Below are 13,922 nucleotides of genomic sequence, written 5' to 3'. Positions count from 1 at the left end.
TTTGGAATGTAATACGTAGTACAAGGTGAGTTGATTCGTTTTGCACCCGCGATGCGTCTCGGCCCGACCCGGAAGATTATTTTTCAGGCATTTGAATGACCGAAGCGACTTTAGCGATCACCAACTCGGAAGAGGTTCTCACTCTTTTCGGGCCGCGCGACCAGCACATTCGCAAGCTGCGGCGGTTGTTTGATGTCAGCATTACCCAGCGTGATGGACAAATCCGGATTGCCGGTGATGGGGATCGCGTTCAGCAAGCGACCCGAACCTTGGAAAAGATGCGTCAAATCTCGCGAAAAAAGGGAACGCTCAGCATCGACGACGTCGACGGCGCCGCGACCGAGCAAGGAGCGGTGATCGAAGGTGTGCTGCCTCGGATCTCAGGCGACGAGATCGACATCCAACATGCTGGTCGTCGGATCAAGCCGCGAACACCAGGCCAGGCACACTATGTCGATACCATTCGCAGCCACGATTTGACCTTTGCGGCGGGCCCAGCCGGTTGTGGTAAGACCTACTTGGCCGTCGCGATGGCGGTCGAAGCGCTCCGAGCCGGATTGGTCCGCAAGATCGTGTTGGTGCGCCCAGCGGTCGAAGCCGGGGAAAGTTTGGGGTTCCTGCCGGGAGATTTACGTGCCAAACTGAATCCGTACCTGCGTCCGTTGATGGACGCTTTGGGGGAAATGATCGACTACGATCAATCTCGAGAGCTGATGGAGCAAGATGTAATCGAGGTGATTCCGCTTGCCTACATGCGAGGCCGGACGCTCAATGACGCATTCATTATTCTGGACGAGGCCCAGAATACCACGGTGGCTCAGATGAAGATGTTCCTCACTCGAATGGGCGAAAACAGCAAAATGGTGGTCAGCGGCGATATTTCGCAACAGGACTTGCCTCGCGGTATCACCAGCGGGCTGCGCGATGCGATGCAACGGCTTGGCAGTATTGACGGAATTGGCTCCCTTACACTCCGCGACTCGGATATTGTCCGGCACCGGTTGGTCCAACGGATCGTCAAAGCGTACGATGCTCATAGCGATGAGTAGCACAACCAAACAACGAACCCGTCAAGAACGCATCGAGTCGCTTGGTATCCCCAAGCCTCGGTTCATCCAGTGGTGGCAGCGTGGCGACAAGGCGGACTTTTTGCTGCGAGTGGGCATGGCGGTCCTTGCGGCCGCGTTGATGTTGGTGCTCTGCCAATCCTGGCGACCACCGTTTGCCTATCGCAAGGGTTCCGTCTTGCCCCGCGATTTGATCACGCGTGTCACGTTTCAAGTTCCGGATGAGCTGGAAACCGATGCCGTTCGCCGACAAAAACGACGTGAGGAACCGGTGCTTTACCGGAACCGGACCAAACCGCTCGATCAATTGCGAGCGATCTTGAAGGACCAGCTGTTCCTGGCACTTGGGGCCCAGTCGTTTGACCAGATGACCGAGGATGAACACAACGCTTTCGCGCAATTCTATGAGGGCGATGAAACCGCTGGTCCAGGTGACACGGCTACGGATCGGTTCGCCCTGCTGAAATCGATTTTGTCGACAGATCCCGAGTTGACCAAGGTGGACGAAGCGGTCGCGATGGCGATGAAACCGATTTACGCAAATGGCTTGCTGCGGTCAATGCAACACACGCCTGACCAAGGCAATCAACGGATCATCTTGGTTTATCCCGCGGGTCAACCCGATGATGCCGTGCCGGTGGAAGCGAGCAAGGTGCGTATCGCTCAAGCAAGCACCGACTTGCAGAGCCTGTTGCACGAGTACTTTCGCTTACGGTTTGACAACGATCCGGATCAAGTCGTGGCACGGATGATCAGCGAATGGATCATAAACGAACTACCGAAATACGAGACCTTAGTCTACGACGATGAAATGAGCGAACGAGCGCGTGTGGCCGCAGCCGCTCGGGTTGAACCGGTGATGACAACCTACTATTCGGGCGATTCCAAATTGGCGGATGCCGGCAAACCGCTCACGGGTAAAGAGCTTGCGCTGCTGCGTATGGAGGAGAGCGAGTTCGCCAATCGGATGGGCTGGCGGGACAAGTTGGCACGTTTTGCCGCTTACGCAGGCATGATTACGGCGCTGTACTTGCTGTGCGGATCCTACGTTTTCTTCGTTGAGGATCGCGAACTGCTGCTCGATCGTGTCAAGCTCGCAAAAATGCTGCTTTTGATTGTCGCGACGGTCGCACTTTGTTTTTATGCCGCCAGAGACGAATGGCGAATTGAGTTGATTCCGCTGGTTTTGGCGTCCACGGTGATGGCTGTCGTCTACGGTCGGGAATTGGCGTTGCTGTTGATGGCAGCACTGTGTCTGACCGTGACGCTTTTTCTTGGCGCCCGAATCTCGGAAATGGTGATGTTGTTGGCGGCCAGTACGAGCTGTATCTTGTTGCTCGGCCGTATTCGCAGCCGCACCCACTTGTTGTATGTCGGCGCGGTCTCGGCGGCGATCACGACGATGACGGTGGTGGGTGTGGGCGTGGTTACGGCGCAGACGCTTTCGGCAAGTGATTTCAGCGGCGACCTGGAAGGGATGTACAGCGGTCCTGAATTTGAAACGGTTGTGTTTGGGCTGGGGCGAGAATCGCTTTGGGCGGGCGTTTGTATTTTGGTGTCGGCCGCCGCGATGACTGGATTGCTGCCGCTCGTCGAAAAAGCATTTGGTGTGCAAACCGACTTGAGTTTGCTGGAACTGGGCGACGCCTCCCATCCGCTGCTGCGACGGTTGGCACAGCGAGCACCGGGGACCTACAACCACTCGATCAACGTGGCGTCGATCGCGGAAGCCGCTGCCGATGCCATTGGTGCCAATGGGCTGCTGGTCCGCGTCGGAGCCTATTTTCATGACATCGGAAAAATGTTTAAGCCCGAGTACTTTATCGAAAACCAAAGTGCCGGAATCAACCAACACGATTCGCTGCAGCCCGCGATGAGTACCTTGGTGATCATCGCGCATGTCAAAGATGGTGCCGACTTGGCTCGTAGTCACCATCTGCCGGAGTCGATTGTCGATTTCATTTTGCAGCATCACGGCACCACGTTGGTCGAGTATTTCTATCGCGAAGCCGCGCGCCGAAGCGAAGAAAACCCAAACGGCGAATCGGTTAGCGACAAGGATTTTCGTTATCCAGGGCCGAAACCCCAAACGCTCGAAGCCGCCGTGATGATGTTGGCGGACACCGTCGAAAGTGCCTCGCGGACGTTGGTGGACCCGACACCCTCGCGGATTCAAGGGCTTGTTGATTCGATTGCCCAAAAGAAAATGGCGGATGGCCAATTCGACGAATGCGGGCTGACGTTCCGCCAACTCGACCGCGTCCGCGCCAGCCTTGTCAAATCCTTAACCGCGATCTACCACGCACGTGTCAAATACCCTGGTCAACAATCTGCCTAACGAAGGGGATCGCCAACCGGCGGAATCTCTTTTGATCGAAATCCTTGCGGATGACCCTTTACCTGCTCCATGGTCGGAAGCGGAATGGGATGTCAAACTTCGCACCGCGATTGAACATGCGCTTGCGCATCGAAAGTATCGTTGCGGCGAGATCGGCGTTCGAATTACCGAGGATTCGGTGATCCGCGAAATCAATCGTCGCCACCTCGATCATGATTACGAAACCGATGTGATCAGTTTCGGCTACCTCGCTGATCCACCTCAAATCGCAGGCGAACTGGTCGTCAGCATCGAAACGGCCCGGCGTTCGGCGGCCGAGGCAGGCTGGCCCCTCGCAAACGAGCTGCTGCTGTACGTCGTTCACGGCACGCTGCATATCACCGGCATGGAGGACCAAGATCCTTGTTCGCGAGCGGAGATGCGAATCGCCGAGCGGGACGTCCTCCGACAACTCGGCATCGAGGACGCTGAAAAGTATGCTCCCGCTGAGCCTCGATCGTCAGAAATCCATGCACCGGGGGGATCGCAATGACCGAGCCAATCTATGGGTGGTTGCTATCCGCGTTCGGTTTCACACTTAGCAGCGTCGGAGGCCTCGGCGGCGAATTGCTGGACCGCTTTGCCGGTCGGTCGCTCGAGGCGTATTGTCGGCTGAACAAGAATCGCGAGCGATTTGGTGCGGTCATCGACCATCAAGACGCCGCGATCCGAGGCAGCGAGTATTTGCGAATGATCGGAACAACCCTGTTCTTGATTTCAGGGACGGCCGCGTTGTTCGCAGCCGAGGTTCAGCCCAACGGTAAGATTCTCACCGTGTGGGCCACCGGGGCGGGCTTGTCGATGATGTTGATCCACGTCTGGATTCCGACGGCGGTCACACGGTTCGCCTCGACTCAGGTGCTTTACCACACATGGCCCTTTTGGCGCACCTTGTCGACTCTGATGCATCCGTTGTCCGCACCGGGGGAATTGGTCGAAGTGATCACACGACGCTTGGCTGGCAAGCAGGAGCATGAAGATGAAGACGAAGAGCAACTGGAAGATGAGATTCGCACCATCGTAACGGCGGGCCAGCGCGAAGGTTACTTCGGACCCGGGGTGCGCGAGATGATCCAAGGCGTCATGACCTTGCATGAAGACACCGTCGGGCACATCATGACACCGAGGGGTGACGTCGATGCGATCGATGTCTCGTGGAGCTGGGACGAGATCCTCAAAACGATCGTGGATGCGGGCAGAACTCGATTCCCCGTCTACGACGGAACGCTCGACAACGTGATCGGCATCTTGTATGTCAAGGATCTGCTGGAGTACTTGCAGCGAGACGGCAAACCGGATCAGCCGATCACCGAAATCATGCGCCGCAGCTGGGTGGTGCCGGTTGATCGGTCGGTTGAGTTTTTGTTGCGTGAGTTCTTGCATAGCCGCAGCCACATGGCGATCGTACTCGACGAATTTCAACAAACCACAGGCGTCGTGACCATTGAGGATGCCTTGGAGGAGATCGTCGGCGAGATCGTTGACGAGTCCGACGAGGAGGAAGAGATCGGGTTGCAAATGATCGACGACAACACCGTCGAAGTCGATGGCCGATTGATGATCGACGACTTAAACGAATTGCTTGGGTGGGATTTACCCGAAAGCGACGATTACGAAACGATTGCCGGTTACGTTTTGTTCCACACCGGAGCAATTCCCGAAGCAGGCCATCGACTCACACTGGGCGAATCGGAAATCGAAATCTTAAAAGCCAGTAATCGAAAAATCGATTCCATGCGGATTCATCGCCAAAGCGTGAAGGATCAAAAAGCTGGCTAGCCCGGCCGCGAAACCGAGCGTTTTGCAGTGTCCTGTCAACGTGATTGTCGAGTTGTTGTCGGCTGGCTACACTAGGGCAAAACTTGAAAGAGTGTAAAGCGACCCGTTTTCTCCTCTCGTCGCGATCCGTTTGATTGTCCCAACCAACCTGGAATCCTAAATGAGCAACGCTGCTAGTCTAGACGTGAAACAAAAAGGTGAAGCAAAGCTGGTTTACGATGGGACGGAAACCTCGTTGCCGGTTGTGGAAGGCAGTGAAGGGGAGCGTGGCGTTGACATCAGTCAATTGCGTGGACAGACGGGAATGATCACGCTCGACGAAGGGTTTGTGAATACCGGCAGCACGCGTAGCGCGATCACCTTTCTGGATGGCGAAAAAGGTATCCTCCGTTACCGGGGTTACCCGATTGAACAACTTGCCGCAAATTGCGACTTCATCGAGACCACCTTCTTGCTGATCTATGGCGACTTACCCACCGCAGCTCAAGCGGCCGAATTTCGTGCGGGGATCCGCGACCATACCATGATCCACGAGGACATGAAGTCGTTCTACAACGGCTTCCCGCGCGACGCTCACCCGATGTCGATTCTGAGCAGTGTTGTCGGGGCGTTGGCAATGTTTTATCAGGACTCGCTCAACCCGAACGACCCCAAGCAGGTCGAGATCTCGCTGTATCGACTGCTGGCGAAATTGCCCACGATTGCTTCGTACAGTTATAAGAAATCGGTTGGCCAACCCTTCATGTATCCCAACAATGATTTGGGATACTGTGAGAACTTCTTGCATATGATGTTTGCCACTCCGGCACGAGACTACGTGGTGGATCCCGATTTTATCGAAGCATTGCGGTTGCTACTGATCGTTCACGCTGATCACGAACAGAACTGCAGCACCTCGACGGTACGGATGGTCGGTAGCAGCAACACCAACTTGTTTGCGTCCATTTCGGCTGGCATCAGTGCATTGTGGGGACCGCTTCACGGTGGAGCGAATGAGGCATGCGTGAACATGCTGGATGAAATCGCCAAAGACGGTGGCAATGTTCAAAAGTATGTTGACCGGGCGAAGGATAAAGATGACAGCTACCGATTAATGGGTTTTGGCCATCGCGTCTACAAGAGCTTCGATCCGCGAGCCACGATCATCAAAGCCAGTTGTGATAAATTGCTCAAGAAATTGAATCTTGACGACCCGTTGTTTGAAGTTGCCCAGCAGCTTGAAGAAGTTGCTCTAAGGGACGAGTACTTCATCGAGAAAAAGCTCTATCCGAACGTTGACTTTTATTCGGGTGTGATCTATCGAGCCCTTGGAATCCCGATTCAGATGTATACCGTCTTGTTTGCGATCGGCCGACTTCCCGGCTGGATCGCTCACTGGATTGAAATGCATAATAATCCGGCGACTCGAATCAATCGCCCTCGTCAGATCTACACCGGTCAGACCGAACGCAGTTTCGTTCCGATCGAACAACGCGGCTAATCAGGGTTGCGGGACCGCTCGGTCATTCCCATTTTTGACCGATGCGTCTCTCCTGATCGATGAAGCGATCGGTTGACGAGTTCGAGAGGGCCATTTCATTGAAAATCTGGATCGATGCCGACGCCGCCCCTTTTGATGTGAAACAGATTGTGTTTCGCGCTTCGAAACGCCTCCGCGTGGAAACCCTGTTGGTGGCCAACCGGTTTCTTGAAACACCGGTTGCGTTGACGACGGTTCGATCGATTCAAGTCGCGGATGGTGCCGATCAGGCAGACCGCTACATTGTCACTCATGGCGAGGCGGGCGATTTGGCGATCACAGCGGACTTGCCTTTGGCGGGGCAATTAGTCGATAAGGGACTGTTTGTGATCGACCCTCGAGGCGATGAGTATTCGCCCAACACGGTTGCCACCCGTTTATCGATGCGGAATTTCCTCGATGATCTCCGCGGCAGCGGCATGGTGACCGGCGGCAGCCCGCCCTATGGCGAAACCGACAAGAAAGCCTTTGCGGCGACATTTGACCGTTTATTGACGAAAGCCATTCGTAGAGCAAAAGCTAGCGAATCGCCTTAATCCCCTGTTTTGGGCGATCGATCCGCCGTCGGACATTGGTGCCACGATGGGGGTTTGACATCGACGGTTGTGGTAGCGAAGAAACCCTAGAATCACATCGACAAAAAGGGCGAATTTCGCGACAATGCCAAATCGCCAAACCAAATTTCCGGCAACGACTTATCACGAAGGACGCTGAAAACGATGCTTGACCAGACCTCCATGGCCCCCGCTGACATCTCGCTTGAGGACTCCAATAACCTGCTCGCGTCTTTGCCTGATGAACTTCGTCGCCACCTCTATTACACACTTGGCATCCATGACAAAGAATCGGATCCAACCTATTACTATCGTGCCTTAGCGACGGCCGTTCGTGACCGATTGGTCCCCTATTGGCGTGAAACCCGCGAGCGATTTCGCGAAAGTGACCAACGGCGCGTCCATTATTTTTCGCTCGAATTCTTGCTCGGTCGCTCGCTCAACAACGCCGTTCAGAACTTGGACTTGGACGAAGCTTCACGTGAAGCACTGCACCGCTACGGCGTAACCCTCGAAGAAGTTGCTGAGGAGGAACCCGATGCCGGGCTTGGCAACGGTGGCCTTGGCCGTCTGGCAGCTTGCTTCCTGGACAGCTGCGCAAATTTGCAGTTGCCTGTCGCTGGATACGGCATCCGTTACGAATTCGGCATGTTCCATCAATCGATCGAAGCTGGACGGCAAGTCGAAGCCCCTGATCACTGGCTGCGCGATGGGAATTTCTGGGAAATCGAACGTCCTGAGCACACGCGGACCATCAAAATGTATGGGCACACCGAGCGTTGCATGGATGAGAACGGCACGCCATACAGCCGTTGGGTTGGAACTCACGACTTGTTGGCCGTGCCCTATGACATGCCGATTCCCGGCTACAAAAACGATACGGTCAACACACTTCGGTTGTGGAAAGCCGAAGCGACGGACGTGTTCGACCTGGAAGAATTCAACTCGGGTAATTACCCCGACGCGGTCGTCCAAAAGAACAATGCAGATCAGATTTCGATGGTGTTGTACCCCAACGATGCGAGCGAAAACGGCAAGGAACTGCGTCTGAAGCAGCAGTACTTTCTTGTCTCGGCAAGTCTCCAAGATGTGCTTGCTAAATGGGTTGAGCAGTATGGTGATGATTTCAGCGATTTTGGTCGCTTGAATTGCTTCCAATTGAACGATACCCACCCCGCGTGTGCCGTTCCCGAACTGATGCGCTTGTTGATGGACGAGCACAAAGTTGATTGGGATACTGCTTGGCAAATCACCACGCGATGCATGGCTTACACAAACCATACCTTGCTGCCCGAAGCACTTGAACGATGGTCGGTTGCGTTGTTCAGCCGACTATTACCTCGGCTGCTGGAGATCATTTTTGAAATCAACGAGCGATTTTTGTCTCAAGTAGCGAAGAAGCATCCGGGCGATACCGAGCTTCGTCGCCGTGTGTCGCTGGTCGAAGAAGGCGATCAACCGCACATCCGAATGGCTTACCTGTGCATCGTCGGCAGTTTTTCGGTCAATGGTGTCGCTCATCTGCACACCGAATTACTGAAGAGTGGTTTGTTCTCGGACTTTTATCACATTTGGCCTGAGAAGTTCAACAACAAGACCAACGGTGTCACACAGCGCCGCTGGCTTTCTCACTGCAACCCGGGTCTGCGAGACCTTCTCAATGAGACGATCGGCACCGAGTGGGACTCGGAAATGGAGCAGATGAAGAAACTGATCCCCTTGGCGGAAGACCCCGCTTTCCGCAAACGTTGGGCGGAAGTGAAACAGGAAAACAAGCGTCGTCTCGCCGACTATGTTCTGGAAAACACGGGTGTTGAGTTCAATGAAGCGGCGATGTTTGACGTCCAGGTGAAGCGGATTCACGAGTACAAGCGTCAATTGCTGAACGTGTTGCATGTGATTCATCTGTATGACCGAATTTGCCGTGGCGAAACGAAAGACATGGTTTCGCGATGTGTTTTGATCGGCGGCAAGGCTGCTCCGGGGTATCATGTTGCAAAATTGATCGTCAAGCTGATCAATAACGTTGCCTCGGTGATCAACGCGGATCCAAAGACCAAAGACTTGCTACGGTTGGTATTCTTCCCAAATTACCGAGTCTCTTCGATGGAAATTATCTGTCCGGGGACCGAGCTTTCCGAACAGATTTCGACGGCTGGCAAGGAAGCATCAGGAACCGGCAATATGAAATTCATGATGAATGGTGCGATCACGATCGGAACCCTTGATGGAGCGAACATCGAGATCCGCGATCAGGCAGGTGCCGAAAACTTCTTCTTGTTTGGACTCGATGCCAAGGGTGTTGAAGTGGCAAAGCAAAAGTACGATCCAAACGCGATCATCGCTGCGGATACGGATATCCAGCGGGTCATGGAGATGCTCGAAGGTGGTATGTTCAACGAGCAGGAGCCTGGGATCTTTGACTTGCTAACGACGGGATTGCGGAACCCTCACGATCAGTGGCTGACCATCGCGGACCTGCGCAGCTATATCAACGCGCAAGTCGAGGCATCGAAGACCTATTTGGACAGCGAGAAATGGAACCGCATGAGCATTCTCAACGCCGCCAATAGTGGGTGGTTCTCGAGCGATCGCACCATCCAACAGTACGCGGACGAAATTTGGGGCGCCAAGCCGCTGCAGGATTCCTAATGCGTTTTCCCCGCTCGTCCGGAGTGCTTTGCCATATCACCTGTTTGCCAAATGAGTTTGGCATTGGTGACCTGGGCGATTCGTCGTTTCGTTTTGTCGATTTCCTGCATCAAGCGGGACAGGGCATTTGGCAAATTTTGCCACTCAGCCCTCCGGCTCATGGTAATTCGCCTTACAGCGCCTACTCGGCGTTTGCGGGCAACCCGCTGTTGATTAGCCCTCGTTCGCTCGTCGAAACGGGGCTGCTGAACGAGTCGGATATCGCGGAGACGCCGCCCACTCCAACCAATCCGAGTCGCGTTGACTTCGATTCGGTCGCCGCTTACCGACAACCGCTGCTGAACAAGGCCTTTACGAACTTTCTCCGTGACGGTCACAGCGAGTTGAAGTCGAGTTTTCGATCGTTTGTAACCAACAGTGCTTGGTGGTTGGACGATTTTGCTCGTTATGAGTCCTTGATGCGGCATTTCAATCTTTGCGATTGGACGCGTTGGCCGAGGGAGTTGGCGCAGCGATCGGAGGAAGCGATTCGCGAATGGGATGACAAATTAGCGAATCAGATCGAGTTCTCGAAGTTCCAGCAGTTTGTGTTTGACGTGCAATGGATGCGAGTCAAGGACTACGCCAATCAACGAGGCATTCGGACCTATGGTGACATGCCGATTTTTGTTGCGCATGAAAGCGCCGATGTCTGGGCAAACCAAGATCTGTTTTGCCTCGATGGGTCGGGGAAACCAACGCTTATCGCTGGAGTCCCGCCAGACTACTTCAGCAAAACGGGACAACTTTGGGGCAATCCACAATATCGCTGGGACGTGATCGAGGCCACGGATTATGCATGGTGGACCGCCAGATTCGGCCAAGCGCTGCATCAGTTTGACTTGTTGCGAATCGATCATTTTCGCGGTTTCGAATCCTATTGGGAAGTGCCCGCCGGGTCGCGAACTGCCGTCGCTGGCAAGTGGCAACAAGGCCCAAAAGAAAAACCGTTTATGGCGGCGAGAAAGAAACTTGGTGAATTGCCGCTGATCGCCGAGGACCTTGGAATGATCACCGAAGCTGTTCACCGACTTCGGGATCGGCTTGGATTCCCAGGCATGCGAGTGTTGCAGTTTGGATTCGAACAGAAGGACGACGCCTATCATCGTCCCAGTCATTATCCAGAAGGTTCCGTTGCCTATACGGGAACCCACGACAATGACACGGTGATGGGCTGGTACAAAGACCATCTGCGCGATCCAGACAAACGCGAGCTGTTGGCTGAAATCATTACTTCCGATCAAGAGATCCATTTTCAACTTGTTGCCGCAGTGCTCAACTCCCGATCCGATACGGCAGTGATTCCCGTGCAAGACTTGCTTGGGCTGGGAAGTGAGGCACGGATGAATCAGCCCGGCAAAGCCAAGGGGAGTTGGGGTTGGCGGCTTCAATCCGGGGCAATCACAAACGAGCTCGCGGAACGGCTCGCCGCCATGACCCATTCAGCCGATCGGTGTTAGCAGAGCACTTGTGGCCAACGTGCGCTGGAACGTTGCTACGTTAACACATTGACCACGGCCAGCGACGACGCCTTGAGCTGTTGGCCAAGCCAGGGGATCGACGCGGTAAACGATTGTGCGTAACCGATGCGAAATTCCGGAGCCATCGCGGCGACTTGAATCCCCACAGGAATCCCACCGGATACCAGAATGCCACCACTGGTTCCAACGACAAACGGATGCCGATCGGATGAGGTGGGTTGGGTGACGCCACTGGGTTTGGCTTCATAGCGGAAGATGTGCCTCAGTCGTCCCAGCCCTTGGATCGAAAGCTGGGGATAGAAGGTTCGCCAATTCCAACCAACCGATTTTCCGATCGCAAAGAAATTCCCATCGGTCCCTTTGCGAATCCAGCGAAGCAGTTCGCTCTCGCTAACCAGGTCAATCGCAGGAGCCGCAACGCGGGGCAAGAACCCGCTGAGCCAAAGTCGGTCCAGCCCGGTTTCGACCAGGCCAACATCGGGCCCCCCTGGGATTCGTCCCCGAGCAATCACACGACCGCGAATCGCGTCAGGCCCATCCCCGCACGCAGCCAGCCTACGAACCTTGGCGGCACGCCGCTTCCCATCTGCGGAATTGCCGGTAAAGAGATGCGAGACGGTCAACACACCCCATCGCCAACGTGGATCTTCCACTGCATCGCTCGGTGGCGGTGGCAGCGGACGAACTCGCGTCCAGCGGACCACCACCGCGGTGCTGGCGTAGGCGGCTTCGGTGCTGATTCGCACCGCGGTTGGCACAACCGAACCGACTTCAACCACATTGGTTGGCAGCCTTAACGAGTCGTAGGTGTCACGGCATCGATCACGCAGTCGGACCGGCTCGACCTTTTCAATCCGTTGCGGCGGCGTTGCGTCAGTCCTCTTTCGGCAAACATCAAACTGAGCCACGACTGGCAACGCGGGACGCTCGGATCCCCGCAACTTGTCGTCATCCAATGGTTAGAACCCGACCGAACGGATATTCAAGGGATCCCGCCCGATCACTCGGCGGTCGAGTGTTGCTTGGATGCGTCGCAGTCGGTCGAGCGTTAGCTTCATGGCGATTCGGCTTCCACGATCACGTCATAACGATCGCCAACTTGCAAGCTCTGTGACAACCAGTCCTCAGCAGCTCGCTGGACCGAAAACGCCAGCGATCCAGCGGGAACGACGATCCGAACCACAACCTCGCCACTCTGCTCCTCTGCGTCGACCGAAACAACCTCGGCGTCGAGCTGCTTCAGGTAGGTTCGCAGTTCAATGGACAGCCGCGCAAGGTCGATGTGTTCGGGATTCGTCAAACGCGATGTCCCCAACGATCGATCATCGGCTTTCGTAGGCTGATTGGGCGTGACTGCCGCCGCTGTGATCGGGGTGGTCGCCATCACCTCAAGCAGTTGAAAGACCATTTGCCCGTTTTGGAAGGTCAGTCCGTATAGCGAGTGATAGCCATCGCCACAACAAAAATGCTCGGAACCGCCCATGTCGACGGGGCATCCCGAGAAAGGCAAAAAGCCAACGTAACGAAATCCATACAAACGTTTGCAACCGCGTGGGTCTCGGCCAACAATCGATTCGTAGAACCCGATTGGGACATTCTGAGCCGGCACGGTGAAGTTGACCTCTTGGGAGGTCGATGGCTTCGACGCAGTGGGAATGACATCCCCGATTCCCGTCAGGACGCTGCCGATCGCCCTTAGATTTTCATCGGTTTGACTATCGAGATCTTGGCTGATTTCCGTCAGGTTCCAGCCGTCTTCAAGTTGGATGCCAACACTGGCAGTCCCCAAACCAGGCCGAACATCGATCGCATACTCTTCGCTGAAATCGGGCAAATAGGCCAGTGAAATCCGGACCATTCCCGGCACCAACGTGGTTTGGTTCTTGTCGACCGCAACTTCGGCCGGCTCCACTTTTAGGTAGGGTTTTGGCCGGTAATAACGAATGCCGTTGTCATTCGGTGCCGGATGAGCGCGGACAATCACTCGGGGCGTGCAGCCCATCGCAAGGAAAAGCGAGGCAAAAAGACAGGACGCGGCAATCGCGCGACCGATACCGTAAAGCATGGTGCACCTTCCACCCGTAGCAGCAAGACGACGTGATGATCAGCGAGCTTGCCCCTTTCTTCACAGATCAAATCACAGAAACCGATTTTTCAGATGGAATCGGTCATGACACGTATCGGACTTGCAAGGGAAGCGAAACAATTGCCTCATGCGGGTCAGGCAAACTGTACCGTCGCCGTAAGAGGTCGTCCGGTTTTTAAGTTGTTGATTGAAAAAGACATACAGGATTTACCTCTCCCGCTGGGCTCGTTGTACCGCGCATGAGGTATGGCTCCGGTGTCCAATGATCTCTTAGAAAAGAGTCCCCGACGGTCGGTCGTCCGCCGGGAACCGGTAGCACCCTTGGCGCACCGTCGACCGGGATATCCCTTGTCAAGTTGCACCTCTGC

At 55.0% G+C, this 13,922-nt stretch carries 10 protein-coding genes; 8 read left to right on the top strand and 2 right to left on the bottom strand.

Features of this window, described 5'->3' with window-relative positions:
• Positions 1-95: 95 nt before the first annotated feature.
• The 8 genes from Poly41_RS14840 to malQ all read left to right on the top strand — a co-directional run bounded on the left by Poly41_RS14840 (position 96) and on the right by malQ (position 11,447).
• Positions 96-1,049, top strand: coding sequence for a PhoH family protein (locus tag Poly41_RS14840; protein ID WP_146527201.1), 954 nt, complete (start codon positions 96-98; stop codon positions 1,047-1,049).
• Positions 1,042-3,405 (top strand): HD family phosphohydrolase, encoded by a 2,364-nt coding sequence (locus tag Poly41_RS14835; RefSeq protein WP_146527199.1) that lies wholly within the window; start codon positions 1,042-1,044, stop codon positions 3,403-3,405. Before Poly41_RS14840 ends, Poly41_RS14835 begins: the two co-directional genes overlap by 8 nt.
• The gene (gene ybeY, locus Poly41_RS14830; RefSeq protein ID WP_231615669.1) at positions 3,374-3,937 is read left to right on the top strand and encodes an rRNA maturation RNase YbeY; all 564 of its coding nucleotides are present in this window, start codon (positions 3,374-3,376) and stop codon (positions 3,935-3,937) included. The genes Poly41_RS14835 and ybeY overlap by 32 nt, the downstream gene beginning before the upstream one ends.
• Positions 3,934-5,223 (top strand): hemolysin family protein, encoded by a 1,290-nt coding sequence (locus Poly41_RS14825; protein WP_146527197.1) that lies wholly within the window; start codon positions 3,934-3,936, stop codon positions 5,221-5,223. The genes ybeY and Poly41_RS14825 overlap by 4 nt, the downstream gene beginning before the upstream one ends.
• A gap of 160 nt (positions 5,224-5,383) precedes the next feature.
• Positions 5,384-6,703: a citrate synthase gene (locus Poly41_RS14820; RefSeq protein ID WP_146527195.1), complete on the top strand. Its 1,320-nt coding sequence runs from the start codon at positions 5,384-5,386 to the stop codon at positions 6,701-6,703.
• 98 nt (positions 6,704-6,801) lie between these two features.
• Complete coding sequence (locus Poly41_RS14815) at positions 6,802-7,278, top strand: YaiI/YqxD family protein (protein WP_146527193.1); 477 nt, start codon at positions 6,802-6,804, stop codon at positions 7,276-7,278.
• Positions 7,279-7,461: 183 nt separating this feature from the next.
• On the top strand, positions 7,462-9,948 hold the full coding sequence (locus Poly41_RS14810) for a glycogen/starch/alpha-glucan phosphorylase (protein ID WP_146527191.1): 2,487 nt from the start codon (positions 7,462-7,464) through the stop codon (positions 9,946-9,948).
• A complete protein-coding gene (gene malQ / locus Poly41_RS14805) occupies positions 9,948-11,447 on the top strand; it encodes a 4-alpha-glucanotransferase (protein WP_146527189.1) in 1,500 nt (499 codons plus the stop codon). The genes Poly41_RS14810 and malQ overlap by 1 nt, the downstream gene beginning before the upstream one ends.
• 35 nt (positions 11,448-11,482) lie before the next feature.
• Here malQ and Poly41_RS14800 read toward each other — a convergent pair whose 3' ends face one another.
• Both Poly41_RS14800 and Poly41_RS14795 read right to left on the bottom strand, forming a co-directional pair.
• Entirely contained in the window at positions 11,483-12,424 is a 942-nt protein-coding gene (locus Poly41_RS14800; RefSeq protein WP_146527187.1) for a hypothetical protein, read from the bottom strand.
• A 98-nt stretch (positions 12,425-12,522) separates the two neighbouring features.
• The gene (locus Poly41_RS14795; protein WP_146527185.1) at positions 12,523-13,533 is read right to left on the bottom strand and encodes a hypothetical protein; all 1,011 of its coding nucleotides are present in this window, start codon (positions 13,531-13,533) and stop codon (positions 12,523-12,525) included.
• Positions 13,534-13,922 lie beyond the last annotated feature (389 nt).

Origin of the sequence: Novipirellula artificiosorum (assembly GCF_007860135.1) — a bacterium.
Classification (GTDB): Bacteria; Planctomycetota; Planctomycetia; order Pirellulales; family Pirellulaceae; genus Novipirellula_A; species Novipirellula_A artificiosorum.
This window is presented reverse-complemented; position numbering and strand designations above follow the sequence as displayed.

Excerpts from the sequence above, each read along its gene's own strand:
- Poly41_RS14840 (WP_146527201.1), top strand. The coding sequence starts at position 96 with ATGACCGAAGCGACTTTAGCGATCACCAACTCGGAAGAGGTTCTCACT.
- Poly41_RS14835 (WP_146527199.1), top strand. The coding sequence starts at position 1,042 with ATGAGTAGCACAACCAAACAACGAACCCGTCAAGAACGCATCGAGTCG.
- Poly41_RS14825 (WP_146527197.1), top strand. The coding sequence starts at position 3,934 with ATGACCGAGCCAATCTATGGGTGGTTGCTATCCGCGTTCGGTTTCACA.
- Poly41_RS14820 (WP_146527195.1), top strand. The coding sequence starts at position 5,384 with ATGAGCAACGCTGCTAGTCTAGACGTGAAACAAAAAGGTGAAGCAAAG.
- Poly41_RS14810 (WP_146527191.1), top strand. The coding sequence starts at position 7,462 with ATGCTTGACCAGACCTCCATGGCCCCCGCTGACATCTCGCTTGAGGAC.
- malQ (WP_146527189.1), top strand. The coding sequence starts at position 9,948 with ATGCGTTTTCCCCGCTCGTCCGGAGTGCTTTGCCATATCACCTGTTTG.
- Poly41_RS14795 (WP_146527185.1), bottom strand. The coding sequence starts at position 13,533 with ATGCTTTACGGTATCGGTCGCGCGATTGCCGCGTCCTGTCTTTTTGCC.